Source organism: Streptoalloteichus tenebrarius, assembly GCF_024171885.1.
Taxonomy (GTDB): domain Bacteria; phylum Actinomycetota; class Actinomycetes; order Mycobacteriales; family Pseudonocardiaceae; genus Streptoalloteichus; species Streptoalloteichus tenebrarius.
In genome coordinates this window covers 26,602-42,573 of the sequence record NZ_JAMTCP010000036.1, presented here as the reverse complement: position 1 = coordinate 42,573, position 15,972 = coordinate 26,602, and the positions used below count along the sequence as shown (strand labels likewise).

Sequence of the window (15,972 nt, the reverse complement as noted above, 5' to 3'; positions counted from 1 at the left end):
CGTCGGACACCAGGAACGACACGGCCCCGGCACCACGTGTCCGTGGTGCCGGGGCCGTGTGGCCTCAGTGGGGCTCCTCAGCAGTCCCTGCGGCCGGCGACGCCCCGGATCAGCACGACCACCGACTCGCGCACGTCCTCCTTGGTGCGCTCCGGGTGGAAGACGTGCCAGTCCAGCGACACCACCAGCAGGGTGCCGAACAGCGCCGCCGCCGCCGTGGCGGGCCGCACGCCCTCCGGGAGTCGCCTGGACTCGGCGAGCCGGTCCAGCACGCCGCGCAGGATCAACGCGATGTCGTCGCGCAGCAGCTCCAGCGTCTCCCGCCACGCGCCCGGCGTCCGCCACATCTCGCTGACCAGGAGCTGGGCGAACGACGGGTACTCGGCGAAGAAGCCCAGCGCCTCGTCGACGGTGGCCTCCAGCGCCTCGGACGGGTCCTCCAGCACGGAGGCCCGGCGCAGCCGCTCGGACAGCAGGTCGACCCCGTGCCGCAGCAACGCCTCGACCAGCGCGTCCTTGCTGCCGAAGTTGTAGTAGACGGTGCCCTTGGCCACACCGGCCTCGGCGGCGATCTCGTCCACCGTCACCCCGGCCGCGCCCCGCTCCCCGACCAGCCGCAGCGCGGCGTCGAACAGCTTCTGCTTGGTGGCTTCGGTGCGGACGGACCGGGTGGCCCCGGTCCGTCCGCCGCGCGGGGCGCTCACAGCACCAGCTCCGGCTTGAGCTTCTTCGGTGTCCACACCTTCTGCTGGCGCGCCGCCAGCGTGGACAGGGCCAGACCCGCGACGAGCCAACCCACGATCACCGCGACATCCACGCCCATACCGGACAGCGAACCGCCATAGATCAGGTGACGCAAGCCGTCGACGACGTAGGACAGCGGCAACACCATGTGCAGCGGGTGCAGCGGGGCGGGGGTGGTCTGCCACGGGAACGTGCCGCCGGCCGTGGTGAGCTGGAGGACCAGCAGCACCAGCGCCACGAACTTGCCGACCGAGCCGAGGAACGAGTTCAGGCCGTGCAGCAGCGCGGTGAACGCCAGCGAGGTCAGCAGCAGGAAGCCGAACGTGGCCACCGGGTGCGCCGGGTCCACCCCGATCAGGGTGGTCACGACCGTGTACAGCAGGGTCACCTGCGCGGCGCCGAGCAGCGCCGCCGGCAGCCAGCCGCCCACCGCGACCCGCAGGGAGGGCTGGCCGGCGGCCAGGGCCCGGGCGTTCAGCGGCTTGAGCAGCAGGAACAGCACGAACGCGCCGATCCACAGCGACAGGCCGAGGAAGAACGGGGCCAGACCGGCGCCGTACTTGCCGGCGTCCGCCTCACTGAGCTTGTTGATCGCGACCGGGTCGCTGATCGTCTCGGCGGTGGCCTTCCTGGTCGGGTCGTCCGGGTTCGGCACCTTGCCGGCGCCCTCGCCGATCTTGCTGGCCAGCTCCTTGGCGCCGTCCTTGGTCTTGGCGGTGCCCTCGTCGATGAGCTGCTGGGTCTTGTTCACGACCTCGCGCTCGCCGTCCCTGAGCTTGGTCACGCCGTCGACGAGCTGGGGCGCGGCGGCCGCGAGCTTGCCGGTGCCGTCGGAGAGCTTCCCCGCGCCGTCGTTGAGCTGCGCGATGCCGTTGACCAGCTCCGTGGAACTGGAGGCGAGCACACCGGTGCCGTCGGCGACCTGCCGCGCGCCGTCGGCCAGCTTGGTCGCGGACTGGGCGAGCTTGGTGTTGCCGTCGGCGACCTGCCGCGCGCCCTCGGACAGCCGGTTGACGTCGGAGACCTTCTGCTGGATCTGCCCGTTCAGCTCCCTGAGCCGCGTGTTGGCCTTGTCCACCAGGTCGCAACCCGGCAGGCCGGGGTGCTCGGCGCACGCCTGACGCGCCAGCTTGTTGATCTCGCCGTTGCTCACGTCGTCGGTGACCTGCTGGGCGATCCGGCCGGCCTCGGACGCCTTCGACGCCAGCTCGGCGTTGCCGTCGGCGACCCTCCTGGCGCCGTCGGCGAGCTGGACGGCCCCGCCGGCGAGCTGCCCGCTGCCGTCGGCGACCTGCTTGGCGCCGTCGGCGAGCTGCTTGGTCTTGGCGGGCATGTCCCTGGTCTTGTCCCGCATCTGCCCGAGCCCGCCGGCGAGCTGCTTCATCCCGTCGTCGAGCTGCTTGGACTGCGCGGGCATGTCCTTGGTCTTGCCGTACATCTCCTCGACGCCGTTGAGGAGCTTGCGCTGGCCCTCCTCGTTGAGGCGGCGCAGGTTGGCGTCGACCTGGGCGTTGCCGTCGGCCAGCTTGGCCGAGCCGTCGGCGGCCTCCCGCATCTTCTGGGCGATGGTGCTGAAGCCCAGCAGGAACTTGTCGGCGGCCTCCTTGCCGACCTTGGCGGTGACCGCGCGGCGGATCTCGTCGGTGACCTTGTTGGCGATCGTGCCGACCAGGTAGTTGTTCGCGTCGTTCGTGGTGACGACGATCGTGCCCTGCTTCGGCTGGAAGTCGCCGGAGGAGGTCAGGGCCTCGGAGAAGTCGGCGGGGAAGGTCAGCGAGAACGTGTAGCGGCCGTTGCGCACCCCGTCCTCGGCGTCGGCGCGGTCGGTGCGGTGCCAGTCGAACTTGTGGCCGTCGACCAACTCGTTGGCCACGTCCTCGCCGGCGTGCGTGGTCTTGCCGTCCTTGGTGGCGCCGCGGTCCTCGACCACGATCGCCGCCGGCACCTCGTTGAGATTCCCGTAGGGGTCCCAGTTGGCGTACAGGTACAGCGAGCCGTACATGAGCGGCACCAGCACCAGGGCCAGCACCGCGAGTTTGGGCAGCTTCCCTGCGGTGATCCGGCGCAGCTCGGCGGCCGCGATGCGGAACGGGGTCACGACTTCTCCATGGGCAACGTCATCGTGGGGGAGGGGTGCGCGCCGTCGGGCCGGCCTGTCGGCCGGTCGTCGGGCGGCGACTCGGGGGAGCGGACGGTGATCGGAGCCGGCTGCTCGTGCTGGCCGAGGCGGGCGGTGGGCACGCGCAGCAGCGCGGCGGCCGGTGGCGAGCACAGCACCACGACCGCGAGGCCCTGCTCGGCCTGCTGACGCGCCAGGGCCCACCAGGCGCGCGGGTCGGTGCCGTGCCGGTCGGGGCAGTCCAGGACCAGGGCGCGCACGCCGCGGCGCATCGCGGCCAGCTCCACCAGCAGGCGGATGCGGACGTCCGGGGGGACCGCGTCGAACCGGCTGTGCGCGTGCTCGCTGAGGTCGCGTTCGGCGAGCCAGGTCGCGACGGTGCGCCGGGAGGCGCGGTGCCCGCCCAGCCCCATCTCCTCGCGCACCACGAAGGCGAGGTCCAACGCGTCCTCGGGCGCGGACACCCCGGGGGCGTCGACCACGGCGACCTTGCGCCGCAGCCGGCGCGGGTCCTCCTTGCCGTTGAGCAGCACCGTGCCGGAGCTGGGGCGCATCCGGCCAGACAGGGCGAGGGCCAACGCCGTGTGCCCCTGCCCCGGCTCGCCGCTGACCAGCGCGACCTCGCCGGACCGCACCACCAGCGAGGTCGGGCGCAGCAGCGTTCCCTGTGCGCCGTCGACGCCCACCCGCTGGGCCTGGATCTCCACACCGCCTCCTTTGTACTGACCAGTCAGTTCAAATAGTGCGACAGGACGTGTGGCCCAGGCAAACCGGGACCTTGTGATCTTGAAAACCCACGCGGGTTCCGCTGCTGACTCCCTCCCCCGGGGGAGCCGGATAGCCCGGTAAGGGGAGGAAGCGTCCCGTCCGACCAGCGAGAGTGACCACCGAACCGGAGTTCCCGGTCACGGACCGGGGAAAGGGGAGCGTGATGGAGGTCATTCCGGTGACGGGAGCGACACGGGCGGGGGCGAGCGCTCCCCGGCGCTGGCCGGCGTGGGTTGGCTACGCCGCCGCGGCCTGGTCCCTCGTCTACGGACTGCTCGGACTGTACTGGGGGCTCGGCGGCGACGGCTTCCCGTTCGGGTGGGCCAACGACCCCAGGGCGGACCTGTCGGTCTTCGTCGACGCGCGGGCCGAGGTCGGCGGCCCGGTGATCGCCGCGCTCGGCATCGCCGGAGCGGTCCTGGCCGTCCTGATGGCCAGGGGACTCGGCCGGAACGGCGCCCGCGTCGTCGCCATGACCTTCGCGTGGGTGATGGCCCTGGTCCTGCTCATCCTCGTCTCCGACTACCGCGTGCTCATGGCGGTGGCCTACTCGCCGCTCTTCCTGGTGGGCCTGCCCTTCGACTGGCCGCCCGCCAGCTACTCCGCGGCGGTCCCGTGGCCGGTGCTCAACCAGCTCGTCTGCGTGCTCGGCGGGTTTCTGTGGGTCGCCACCGCCCTGGCCTACGGGCGTCGGACCCGCGGCGCGTGCGGCGACTGCGGCCGCGGCGAGGACACCGACGCGGCCGACCTCGCCAGGGTGCGACGGCGGACGAACTGGGCCGTGGCCGTCTCCGTCGCCCTCCCCGTCTTCTACGCCCTCACCCGGTACGCGTGGCTGCTCGGCATCCCGCTGGGGATCAACGAGGACCTCCTGCGGGACGGGCAGGCCAGCGGCCTGTGGTGGGCGGGCGCCGGGCTCGCCACCGTCGCCGTCGGCGGCGCGGTGCTCACCATCGGCCTGGTACGGCCGTGGGGCGAGATCTTCCCGCGCTGGATCCCAGGGCTACGCGGACGTCGGGTCCCGGTGGCGGCCGCGGTGGTGCCGGCGATCGTGGTCGCGGTCATCGTCACCTCGGCGGGCCTGATGTACGTCCGGCTCGCGATCGCCGGCACGCTCCCTGACGAGGGCTGGGCGGCGACCGTGCCAGAGCTGGTCTGGCCGGTCTGGGGTGTCGCCCTGACCGTGGCGGCGCTGGGCTACCGCGCCCGCCGTCGCGGCCGCTGCCGACACTGCGGACGGGGCTGAGCCGACGGGAGGCCCCTCCGCCACGACGACCGGCGACCGGCGACCGGCGACCGCGCTCGAAGGGGTGAGGAGCGCCGGTCGTCGTGGCGGCGGTGTCAGCGCAGGCCGCCCGCCGGACGCACCTCCCACACCGTCCACAGCGGACGGTAGCCCTGACGGGGCCAGAACACCGACGACAGCGGATTCGCGCAGTTGTAGTAGAGGTAGGTGCCGACCGCGCCCGCCCTGGCGAACTCGGCGTGCACCACCGACATCAGTCGCCGGCCGATCCCGCCGCCCCTGGCCCCCGGCAGCACCGACACACAGTTGACGTAGCCCCAGCGGCCCGGCGGCAGCCGAACCGCCCAACTCGTCGGGTCCGGCTCGCTCCACGCGCACTCGGCCATCGCCACGACCACACCGTCGCGTTCGGCCACCCACACCGGGTCGCCACCCAACAGACGCGCCCGCAACGACGCCCGCTTCAACCCGGCGGCGTCCTGCCGCATCACCGCCCCGCCGACCAACGCGGAGTACCGCAGCTCGGCCAGCGCCAGCTCGTGGACGGCGTCGAGGTCCGCCGGCGAGGCGCGCCGCACGCGCACACCCCCACCCGGCTGGGGCGTCAGCGCGGGCTCGGTGCGCACCGCGAGCACCGACAACGGCACCAGGCCGTGGTCCAGCAGCACCCGGGTGACCGGGGCGTCCCTGCTCGGCCACACCACCACGCACGCCGAGTCCGGACCGGGCAGGCCCACCCGCTCGAAGCGGTGCCGCCACGCCCGCACCAGGACCTCCATCCCGGCCGACCCCGTGTCGCCCACCAGCGGGACCAGCTCGTGGACCTCCCTGGCCGACCAGAGCGAGGGCAGCGTCCCCGGGCCGTTCTCGGTCCGCAGGAGCAGGCCGGCCACCCGACCGCCGTCCGGCAGCGCCGCCGTCAGCACGTCGCCGTCCGGCACCGCCCTGACCCTGGGCAGCAGGGGGTCGAGCCCGGCGAACCGCTCGGCCTGCGCCAGCAGCAGGTCCTGGCCCGTCGTCACCGGACGCCTCCTCGTCGCGTCGCCACCGGGGCGCGCCGCACCCCGCCCGTGCCCGCCGCGCGGTCCCCCGAGCGGCCTGCCGCGCCGACCCCCGTCAGGGCCGCCGTCACGGCCGGTGGCAGACGAAGATCGCCGTGCCGGGGAACAGCCGGCCGCGCAGGGGGCTCCACTGCCCCCACTCCCGGTCGTGCCCCTCGGGCCACTCCGGCTCGACCAGGTCGAGCAACGTGAACCCCGCCCCGCGGAGCTGGCGCACGTAGTCGCCCAGCGTGCGGTGGTGCTCCACGTAGGTGGCGCGCCCGGTCTCGTCGACCTCGACGTAGGGAGTGCGGTCGAAGTAGGAACTCACCACGGTCAGGCCGGTCGGCCCCGGGTCGTCCGGGAAGATCCACCGCATCGGGTGGGTGACGGCGAACACCCACCGCCCTCCGGGACGCACCACGCGGGCGACCTCGCGGAACACCGCCCCGGCGTCGGCCACGAACGGCACCGCCCCGAACGCGGAGCAGGCCAGGTCGAAGGCGCCGTCGGCGAAGGGGAGCTGGTCGGCGCTGGCCTGCACCAGCGGCACCTCAACCCCGCTCTCCGCGCTGGCGGCGCGCGCGTGGCGCAGCATCCCGCCGGACAGGTCCAGCGCCACCGGCCGCGCGCCCCGGGTCGCCAGCCAGCGCGAGCACGACGCCGAGCCGCAGCCGACCTCCAGCACGCGCGCCCCGGCCACCGGCCCGAGCAGGCCGGCGTCGGCCTCGCGCAGGCCCTCCGGGCACCAGACGAAGTCCGCCGCGCCCAGGAAGGTGCCGTGCTCGGCCTGGTAGTCGTCGGCGTCCGCGTCCCACCACGCCCGGCTGGCGGAGCGCGACTCCGCCGCGTCCACGGCGCGCTTGACCACCCCCGCCGTGCCGAGGACGGCCTCGGCGGCGGCGTGCCGCTGTCCCGCGTCCTGGTCCGGGGAGACCGCGTGCTCCCGGGACGCCGTCGCGCCCGCCGTGTGGTGGTGGTTCGCCTCGCCGGCCACCATGCTCCTTCCGGGTGTTCCTCGTCGGGTGTTCCCAGGCGTTCCGCCCCGCCCGGCCGGTCTCGTCCGGGGTCATCCGGGAGAGGGTTTGCCCTGCGATCGCTGAGCCGCGTACGATACCGTGCGCGCAGTGGGTCTGCGCTGCCTGCGACCGCGCTCCGGCACTTCCGGGCGTCGGGGCCGGAATCAGGCGGCGTTCGTCGGCGTTGTCACCAGGGTCCGCCGCCACGGTGGTCCCGCCAGCAACACCGGCGAGTCGACCCCAGCGTGGCAGAACGACGCCAACGACCCCTATCCGTAACCGGAGCAACCCACCTAATGTCCACCGACACCACCACCGTCCCGGCTGCCAACTCCGCCAAGCAGCAGGTCGCCGTGAACGACGTCGGGACGGAGGAGGACTTCCTCGCCGCCGTCGACCAGACCATCAAGTACTTCAACGATGGCGACATCGTCGAGGGCACCATCGTCAAGGTCGACCGTGACGAGGTGCTGCTCGACATCGGCTACAAGACCGAGGGTGTCATCCCCTCGCGCGAGTTGTCGATCAAGCACGACGTCGACCCGGCCGAGGTCGTCAGCGTCGGTGACCACGTCGAGGCCCTCGTCCTCCAGAAGGAGGACAAGGAAGGCCGCCTGATCCTGTCGAAGAAGCGCGCCCAGTACGAGCGCGCCTGGGGCACCATCGAGGCCCTCAAGGAGAAGGACGAGCCGGTCAAGGGCACCGTCATCGAGGTCGTCAAGGGCGGCCTCATCCTCGACATCGGCCTGCGCGGCTTCCTCCCCGCCTCCCTGGTGGAGATGCGCCGGGTGCGCGACCTCCAGCCGTACGTGGGTCGCGAGCTCGAGGCCAAGATCATCGAGCTGGACAAGAACCGCAACAACGTGGTCCTGTCCCGTCGCGCCTGGCTGGAGCAGACCCAGTCCGAGGTCCGCAGCGAGTTCCTCAACCAGCTCCAGAAGGGGCAGGTCCGCAAGGGCGTCGTCTCCTCGATCGTCAACTTCGGCGCGTTCGTCGACCTGGGCGGCGTGGACGGCCTGGTGCACGTCTCCGAGCTGTCCTGGAAGCACATCGACCACCCGAGCGAGGTCGTCGAGGTCGGCCAGGAGGTCACCGTCGAGGTCCTCGACGTCGACATGGAGCGCGAGCGGGTCTCGCTGTCGCTGAAGGCGACGCAGGAGGACCCGTGGCGCCAGTTCGCCCGGACCCACGCGATCGGCCAGATCGTGCCGGGCAAGGTCACCAAGCTCGTGCCGTTCGGCGCGTTCGTCCGCGTGGACGAGGGCATCGAGGGCCTGGTGCACATCTCGGAGCTGGCCGAGCGCCACGTCGAGATCCCGGAGCAGGTCGTCCAGGTGGGCGACGAGGTCATGGTCAAGGTCATCGACATCGACCTGGACCGCCGCCGGATCTCGCTGTCGCTCAAGCAGGCCAACGAGGGCTTCACGCCGGACTCGGAGTTCGACCCGACCCAGTACGGCATGGCCGCCGAGTACGACGAGCAGGGCAACTACATCTACCCCGAGGGCTTCAACCCGGAGACCCAGGAGTGGGAAGAGGGCTACGAGAAGCAGCGTGAGGAGTGGGAGCGGCAGTACGCCGAGGCCCACGCCCGCTACGAGCAGCACATGAAGCAGGTCGCCAAGGCCGCCGAGGCCGAGGCGGAGGCCGCCACCGACCAGAACTACACCTCTGGTGGCGACTCCAGCGGCACGCTGGCCAGCGACGAGCAGCTCGCCGCGCTGCGTGAGCGGCTCTCCGGTGGCGCCTGATCGCCACTAGCCGACCACGGCTGACCGCGAAGGGCCCCGCACTCACCACGAGTGCGGGGTCCTTCCGCGTCTGGCGCCTGCTTGCGGCGGGTGGCGGGTGTGGTCTGGGTGTGTGCGCCGGGCGGCTGACAGCGCCCGACCACGCCTGACAGCGCCCGACCACGCCTGACAGCGCCCGACCACGCCTGACAGCCGCCACGCGGCACCACGCCCCGTCGCCCCTGATCACGCGGCCAGGGGCGACCGGACGGTGAGACGGGTGACCGCGCGCCCGCCGGCGCGCGTCCTCAGGCGGCCTGGGCCGGGAGCCAGCGCGGTGCGGGCTGCTGGGGACGGGAACGCCGGCCGGTGAGACTGTGTTGGGCCGGGGTGCGGAGCACGCTCCACCACGAACCGCGTCGCCGCGCCAGTGCCGCCGCCACCTCCGGGTGGGCGGTGCAGTGCACCAGTCCCGGGTCGCCCAGCCGGTGCCGTCCCCCGTCGTGCCGTCCGCCGCGCATGGCCCCCTCCAGACCCACAGTGATCTTCGCTCACCGTAGGGCCCCGTGCCCGGCTTTCGCCGGAGCCGTCGCGGCGTGTCAAGCAGCCGAAGGGAGCAATGTGACCCGTCAGAGTGAGACGTGAGCGTCCGGGGGAGGCGGGGACGCCGGGGCGTGCCTGCCAGACTCGACCGGTGCTGCGAGTGGGTCTCACGGGTGGAATCGGATCAGGGAAGTCGACGGTGGCCGGCCGGCTCGCCGCCCTCGGCGCGGTGGTGATCGACGCCGACCGCCTCGCGCGCGAGGTCGTCGCGCCGGGGACGGAGGGTCTGGCCGAGGTCGTCGCGGCGTTTGGCGAGGGGGTGCTCACCGAGGACGGGGAACTGGACCGCGCCGCGTTGGCCGGGATCGTCTTCGCGGACGAGGGCGCGCGCCAGCGGCTCAACGCCATCATTCACCCCAGGGTGGGCCAGCGGACGGCGGAGCTGATGGCCGCCGCGCCGCCCGAGGCGGTCGTGGTCTACGACGTCCCGCTGCTCGTCGAGAACCGGATGGCCGCCGGGTTCCACCTGGCGGTCGTCGTGGACGCGCCGGTGGAGGCGCGGGTGCGTCGGCTGGTCGACGCCAGGGGCATGAGCGAGGCCGACGCGCGGGCGCGGATCGCCGCCCAGGCGACCGACGACCAGCGCCGGGCCGTGGCGGACGTCTGGTTGGACAACTCCGGCGAGCCCGGCGACGTTCACGCGCAGGTGGACGCGTTGTGGGTGCGGCGCCTGCTGCCGTACGAGGAGAACCTCCGGTTGCGGCGCTACCCCGAGCGCGGCGCTCCCCGCATCGCGCCCTACGACCCGAGCTGGCCGGAGCAGGCCGAGCGGCTGGTCGCGAGGGTGCGGCTCGCGGCCGGCGAGCGCGCCCTGCGCGTGGACCACATCGGCTCGACCTCGGTGCCGGGACTGGCGGCCAAGGACGTCATCGACCTCCAGGTCACGGTGGCCTCGCTCGCCGACGCCGACGCGTTGGCCGAACCGCTCGCCGAGGCGGGCTTCCCCCCGCTGCCCGACCTCGACCGCGACACGCCGCACCCCGCCGTGGACCCCGATCCCGAGCACTGGCGCAAGCGCACGCACGCCAGCGCTGACCCGGGCCGGTGGGCCAACCTGCACCTGCGGGTGGTGGGCTCGCCGGGTTGGCGTTACGCGCTGCTGTTCCCGGCCTGGCTCCGGGCGGACGAGGCGGCCCGTGCGGAGTACGAGGCGCTCAAGCGACGCCTGGCCGAGGAACACGCGGACCGCGCCATCGTCGAGTACGGCCGGGCCAAGGACCCCTGGTTCGTGGCCGCGTCGACGCGGGCCGAGGAGTGGGCGGCCCGCACCGGGTGGACGCCCGAGCGGCCCTGAGCGCCGCCCGGCGCCCGGACCAGCGCACCAGGCGCGCGTCCGGGCGCCGGGCTCTGGTCATGTCACACGGGTGGCCACGGGTCGTAGACGCCGTGCGCGAGCAGCCACGCCCCGAGGTCGTGCCGATGCCGGCTGACCTCCTCCAGCGTGCGGTGGATCGTGCGCAGGGCGAGGTCGGCGTCGCCGGGCCTGAGGACCTGGCCGGCGATGGCCGCGGCGAACTCCTCGGAGCGGACGATCCTGGCGGAGGTCCCGCCGGGCACGGCCAGCCCCAGCAGCAGGTCGGTGGTCCGCCACGTGCGGGAGTCCCGCTGGACCCGCACCGCGGTCAGCACCGACGGACCGCCTCTGGCGTGTCGTGACCGGGGACGCTGATGGGTGAGTCGCAACCCGACGTCCGGAAGCAGCCAGGTGACCTCGGAGTCCGCGAACGGGTCCTCCGGGGTGGGGTACTCCATGCGGAGTCCCCACGATTCCACCTGGCAGGTCCTCAGGTGGCGGCTGCTGCCCGAGGAGTAACTGCGTTCCGCCGTCAGGGTGTCCACGATGTCGACCAACTGCGGAGTGATGACCGCGCCCACGCGCCCAGAGCGTAGCGGTGCGTGTGCGGGCCGTGACCCCGCGGGTCGATTCGTTACATCACGGCTTCCCGGCGGTCGGGTCTCGATCTGGTCGCGTCGGGGCAGGCCGACCCGAACGGCGGTTGACCCCGGGTTGCTCCCGGTGGAGGACGGCCGCGCAAGATTCACAGCTCGACGGCCGTACGACTCGCGCCGCTGAGGAACGGGGCCCGACCCGCCGACGCCCGGCTCAGGTCCGGCGCCGCTGACTGCGCCAGCGCAGCACGACGCCGTGCTCGGCCAGCCACGTGGGCAGGTCGTACCCGCACCGGGCGAGCCCCTCCACCGTGCGGTACGTGGTCTCCATGGCGCGCTGCGCGGTCCCCGGGTCCAGGAGGCCGGCGCGGACGGCGGCGAGCATCTCGTCGGAGTCGAGCACCTCCAGCTCCCGGCCGGTCCGGACGATGACGTCCAGGTAGTGGTCGACGCTCGTCCACCGCGCCCCGCTCACCGTCACGTCGACGATGTCCAGGTAGTAGTCCTGGTCGCGCTCCTGTCCCGGCAGCCACCGCCAGTCGGTGACGCGCAACCCCAACCGGGGCAGCAGCCACGACTCCACGTAGTCCATCCTCGGGTGGTCGACGACCCGGCGGGCCATGTAGAGGCCGAACGGCTCCACGCGGTACTCGTCGACCCGACGCACGGTCCCCTTCGGGTCGGTGTTGGTCATCGCGGCGACGTCGAAGATCTCGACCTTGGGCGGGTGGATGTGGATGGCCACGTCGTCGGCACCGGTGTCCTCGGCAGCACTGAGCGTCACGCGCCGAACCCTACGCACCCTCGCGGACGCTCCACCGGTCGCACTAACCCAGCCGGGTGAGTGAGGTGGCTAGGATCTCCGCCACGTCGGCGCCGGGACCGCCGGCGTGGGGGAGGGGCGCGTGTTCGGCATCATCCGGCCCTGTCGCAACCGGCTGTCCGACTCGCTGCGCGCGGCCTGGCTGGCCCACCTGTGCGGCCTGTGCCTGGCCCTGCGGGACGACCACGGGCACCTCGCCCGGCTCGTCACGAACTACGACGGCCTCGTGGTGTCCGCGCTGGTGGAGGCGCAGATCGGAGGGCGGGGGCGCCGGCGCTCCGCCGGTCCGTGCGCCCTGCGCGGCCTGCGCGGGGCCGAGGTCGCGCACGGCGAGGGCGCCCGGCTGGCGGCGTCGGTGTCGCTGGTGCTCGCCTCGGCCAAGGTGGAGGACCACGTGGCCGACCGGGACGGCGTGTTCGCGCGTCGGCCGGTCGCCGGGACCGCCCGCGTCGTGGCGCGGCGCTGGGCCGAGCAGGGCGCGCGCACTGGCCGCTCTCTCGGCTTCGACACGGCCGTGCTGGTGGAGGCGGTCCGGCGGCAGCCCGAGGTGGAGGCGCGCGCCGGTCGGGGAACTCCGCTGCTGGAGGTCACCGAGCCCACCGAGACGGCGACCGCCGCCGCGTTCGCGCACACCGCCGTCCTGTCCGGTCGCCCGGGGAACCAGGCCGCGCTCGCCGAGGCCGGGCGGCTGTTCGGGCGGGTGGCGCACCTGCTGGACGCCGTCGAGGACCTGGCGGAGGACGAGCGGTTCGGGGCGTGGAACCCGTTGCTGGTCACCGGCGCGGACCCGGCCGAGGCCCGTCGTCTGTGCGAGGACGCCGTGACCGGCATCGCCCTGGCCCTGGCCGACGCCGAGTTCGCCGACGACCGGCTCGTGCGCGCGCTGCTCGTCGACGAACTCCAGCACGCCGTCCACCGCGTCTTCGGGCGCGCGGGCCACTCCTCCGCTCCCGGCCATCCTGATCCCCACCGGCCCGAGTACCCGCAGCACGGGATTCCCGGTCACCCGCCGGCCAGCGACCACCCGAACCCGGCTCCGCCCGGGCAGACGACGCCGACCCCACCGCCACCCGGGAAGCCGCCCCGCCACGCCCGGCACGACGACGCCGAACGGGGCTGCCTGTGCTGGCGGTGGCCCAAACTCACCCGGCCGTACACGACCCGGACTCTTGTCCCCGGCTGTTTCGCACTGCTCTACGAGTGCGGCACGTGCCAGCAGTGCTTCCGCGACCCCTTCCCCGGGGCGTGGACGGGCAAGTGGCGAGAGGCGTGCTGTGACGAGTGCGATTGTTGTGACTGCGACTGTTGCTCGTGTGACTGTTGACGCCCGGAGAGGTCCGCGCGGCGCGACATGGACCCAGGACCGCCGCCTTTGTCGGCGGACGCGCCTACTCTCGAAGACGTGTCCGAAGCACTGGTGAAGGCCCGCTCCGAGTTCCGCCCGATCAGCGAGATCCCCCGCGCGGACGGCCGGTTCCGGGTGGTCAGCGACTACCAACCCGCCGGTGACCAGCCGCAGGCCATCGCCGAGCTCGAACGCCGGATCCGGGCGGGAGAGCGGGACGTCGTCCTGCTCGGCGCGACCGGCACCGGCAAGTCGGCCACCACCGCGTGGCTCGTCGAGCGGCTCCAGCGGCCGACCCTGGTCATGGCGCCGAACAAGACCCTCGCCGCGCAGCTCGCCAACGAGCTGCGCGGGTTCTTCCCGCACAACGCGGTCGAGTACTTCGTCAGCTACTACGACTACTACCAGCCCGAGGCGTACGTCCCGCAGACCGACACCTACATCGAGAAGGACTCCTCGATCAACGAGGACGTCGAGCGGCTGCGGCACTCCGCGACGATGAGCCTGCTCACCCGGCGGGACGTGATCGTGGTGGCCTCGGTGTCCTGCATCTACGGCCTGGGCACGCCGCAGGAGTACCTGGACCGCTCGATCCACGTCCGGCGCGGCGCCGAGATCGAGCGCGACCTGCTGCTGCGGGCGCTGGTCGACGTGCAGTACACCCGCAACGACCTGTCGTTCGCGCGCGGCACGTTCCGCGTGCGGGGGGACACGGTCGAGGTCATCCCGGCCTACGAGGAGCTGGCGGTCCGGCTGGAGTTCTTCGGCGACGAGATCGACCGGCTCTACTACCTGCACCCGCTGACCGGCGACATCGTGCGCGAGGTCGACGAGCTGCGCATCTTCCCCGCCACGCACTACGTGGCGGGGCCGGAGCGCATGGAGCGCGCCATCCGGGGCATCGAGCAGGAGCTCGCCGAGCAGCTCGCCCGCCTGGAGAAGCAGGGCAAGCTGCTGGAGGCGCAGCGACTGCGCATGCGCACCACCTACGACATCGAGATGATGCGCCAGGTCGGCTTCTGCTCCGGCATCGAGAACTACTCCCGGCACATCGACGACCGCCCGCCGGGCTCGGCCCCGGCGACGCTGCTCGACTACTTCCCGGACGACTTCCTGCTCGTCATCGACGAGTCGCACGTGACGGTGCCGCAGATCGGCGGCATGTACGAGGGCGACGCCTCCCGCAAGCGCACGCTGGTCGAGCACGGCTTCCGGCTGCCGAGCGCCCTGGACAACCGGCCGCTGACCTGGGAGGAGTTCCAGGACCGCATCGGCCAGACGGTGTACCTGTCGGCGACGCCGGGTCCGTACGAGATGACGCAGGCCGGCGGCGAGTTCGTCGAGCAGGTCATCCGCCCGACCGGCCTGGTCGATCCCCAGGTGGTGGTCAAGCCGACCGAGGGGCAGATCGACGACCTGGTGCACGAGATCCGCGTGCGGGCCGAGCGGGACGAGCGGGTGCTGGTCACCACCCTCACCAAGAAGATGGCCGAGGACCTCACCGACTACCTCCTCGAACTCGGCATCCGCGTGCGGTACCTGCACTCCGAGGTCGACACCCTGCGCCGGGTCGAGCTGCTGCGCCAGCTCCGGATCGGGGAGTTCGACGTCCTCGTCGGCATCAACCTGCTGCGGGAGGGCCTCGACCTGCCCGAGGTCTCGCTGGTGTCGATCCTCGACGCCGACAAGGAGGGCTTCCTGCGCAGCGGGACGTCGCTGATCCAGACGATCGGCCGCGCGGCGCGGAACGTCTCCGGCGAGGTGCACATGTACGCCGACAAGGTCACCGACTCGATGCGGCACGCCATCGACGAGACCAACCGCCGGCGCGCGAAGCAGATCGCCTACAACGAGGAACACGGCATCGACCCGCAGCCGCTCCGTAAGCGGATCAGCGACATCCTCGACCAGGTCTACTCGGAGGCGGAGGACACGGAGAAGGTCGAGGTCGGCGGGTCGGGTCGGGCCGCGACCCGGGGCAAGAAGGCGACCGGCGAGCCCGGCGCGCCCAGGGGCAGCGCGGGCGTGCTCGCGGACCGGAACGTCAAGGGCATGGCGCGGGCGGAGCTGGCCGACCTGGTCCAGCAGCTCACCGACCAGATGATGAACGCCGCCCGCGAGCTCCAGTTCGAGCTGGCGGCCCGGCTCCGCGACGAGATCGCCGACCTGAAGAAGGAGCTGCGCGGCATGGACGCCGCCGGCGTCAAGTAGGACCCGGGGGAGCGAGCGTCAGCCCCGTGCGCGTTGTGCGCACGGGGCTGACACATATCCAGGGGTGATGTGTGTGCGGCGCTCATGTGCGCCTACGGGTGATGTGTGTGCCTGTCGGTGATGTGTGTGTGGCGCTGACATGTGCTTAGGGGTGATGTGTGTGGCGCTGACGTGTGCGCGGAACTGATGTGTTGCCGGGCCGACGTGCGCGCGCCCTGTTCACGGTGCTGGCGCGGGAGTTGTCCACATCCCCCGAATTCCTCCACAGGCTCGGGTCATGGCCTTGGGCCGGGGGTGGTGGGGCGATAGGCTGGAGCGGGGCTCGCCCCCCAGGGCGGGTGGGGGCTGTCCACTGGGGGAGTGACTGCGGGCCCGAGTTCCGGTGAGTGTTTTCCGTGTCGTGTCAACCCTTTCGCCCGGTTAGGGGACAGGGT

General features: G+C 72.7%; 13 protein-coding genes. 5 read left to right on the top strand and 8 right to left on the bottom strand.

The window, feature by feature from the left end:
- Positions 1-77: 77 nt before the first annotated feature.
- Genes LX15_RS24315 through LX15_RS24305 form a run of 3 tightly spaced genes read right to left on the bottom strand, consistent with a single transcriptional unit; the run spans position 78 to position 3,570 of the window.
- On the bottom strand, positions 78-704 hold the full coding sequence (locus LX15_RS24315) for a TetR/AcrR family transcriptional regulator (protein ID WP_253671967.1): 627 nt from the start codon (positions 702-704) through the stop codon (positions 78-80).
- Positions 701-2,842: a YhgE/Pip family protein gene (locus tag LX15_RS24310; protein ID WP_253671966.1), complete on the bottom strand. Its 2,142-nt coding sequence runs from the start codon at positions 2,840-2,842 to the stop codon at positions 701-703. The genes LX15_RS24315 and LX15_RS24310 overlap by 4 nt, the downstream gene beginning before the upstream one ends.
- Positions 2,839-3,570 (bottom strand): ATP-binding cassette domain-containing protein, encoded by a 732-nt coding sequence (locus tag LX15_RS24305; RefSeq protein ID WP_253671965.1) that lies wholly within the window; start codon positions 3,568-3,570, stop codon positions 2,839-2,841. The genes LX15_RS24310 and LX15_RS24305 overlap by 4 nt, the downstream gene beginning before the upstream one ends.
- Positions 3,571-3,809: 239 nt before the next feature.
- Between LX15_RS24305 and LX15_RS24300 the strand changes: the two genes are divergently transcribed.
- Complete coding sequence (locus LX15_RS24300; protein ID WP_253671964.1) at positions 3,810-4,877, top strand: hypothetical protein; 1,068 nt, start codon at positions 3,810-3,812, stop codon at positions 4,875-4,877.
- Positions 4,878-4,972: 95 nt separating this feature from the next.
- On the opposite strand, the gene LX15_RS24295 is transcribed toward LX15_RS24300, so the two are convergent.
- A complete protein-coding gene (locus LX15_RS24295) occupies positions 4,973-5,899 on the bottom strand; it encodes a GNAT family N-acetyltransferase (RefSeq protein WP_253671963.1) in 927 nt (308 codons plus the stop codon).
- A gap of 106 nt (positions 5,900-6,005) precedes the next feature.
- Positions 6,006-6,788, bottom strand: coding sequence for a class I SAM-dependent methyltransferase (locus LX15_RS24290; protein WP_253671992.1), 783 nt, complete (start codon positions 6,786-6,788; stop codon positions 6,006-6,008).
- 444 nt (positions 6,789-7,232) lie between these two features.
- On the opposite strand from LX15_RS24290, the gene rpsA reads away from it, so the two are divergent.
- Positions 7,233-8,687, top strand: a complete 1,455-nt coding sequence (rpsA, locus tag LX15_RS24285) for a 30S ribosomal protein S1 (RefSeq protein WP_253671962.1) — start codon at positions 7,233-7,235, stop codon at positions 8,685-8,687.
- Between the two features lie 287 nt (positions 8,688-8,974).
- On the opposite strand, the gene LX15_RS24280 is transcribed toward rpsA, so the two are convergent.
- Positions 8,975-9,187 carry a hypothetical protein gene (locus LX15_RS24280; RefSeq protein ID WP_253671961.1) on the bottom strand — a complete coding sequence of 71 codons (213 nt, stop codon included), beginning with the start codon at positions 9,185-9,187 and terminating at the stop codon, positions 8,975-8,977.
- A 173-nt stretch (positions 9,188-9,360) separates the two neighbouring features.
- Here LX15_RS24280 and coaE point away from each other — a divergent pair, with 173 nt between their 5' ends.
- The gene (gene coaE / locus LX15_RS24275; RefSeq protein WP_253671960.1) at positions 9,361-10,563 is read left to right on the top strand and encodes a dephospho-CoA kinase; all 1,203 of its coding nucleotides are present in this window, start codon (positions 9,361-9,363) and stop codon (positions 10,561-10,563) included.
- Positions 10,564-10,625: 62 nt separating this feature from the next.
- Here coaE and LX15_RS24270 read toward each other — a convergent pair whose 3' ends face one another.
- On the bottom strand, positions 10,626-11,144 hold the full coding sequence (locus LX15_RS24270) for a ribonuclease FAU-1 family protein (RefSeq protein WP_253671959.1): 519 nt from the start codon (positions 11,142-11,144) through the stop codon (positions 10,626-10,628).
- A 229-nt stretch (positions 11,145-11,373) separates the two neighbouring features.
- Entirely contained in the window at positions 11,374-11,853 is a 480-nt protein-coding gene (locus LX15_RS24265; protein WP_253671991.1) for a ribonuclease FAU-1 family protein, read from the bottom strand.
- 211 nt (positions 11,854-12,064) lie between these two features.
- Here LX15_RS24265 and LX15_RS24260 point away from each other — a divergent pair, with 211 nt between their 5' ends.
- Both LX15_RS24260 and uvrB read left to right on the top strand, forming a co-directional pair.
- Entirely contained in the window at positions 12,065-13,306 is a 1,242-nt protein-coding gene (locus LX15_RS24260) for a DUF5685 family protein (protein ID WP_253671958.1), read from the top strand.
- 27 nt (positions 13,307-13,333) lie between these two features.
- Positions 13,334-15,538, top strand: a complete 2,205-nt coding sequence (uvrB, locus tag LX15_RS24255) for an excinuclease ABC subunit UvrB (RefSeq protein WP_253671957.1) — start codon at positions 13,334-13,336, stop codon at positions 15,536-15,538.
- Positions 15,539-15,972 lie beyond the last annotated feature (434 nt).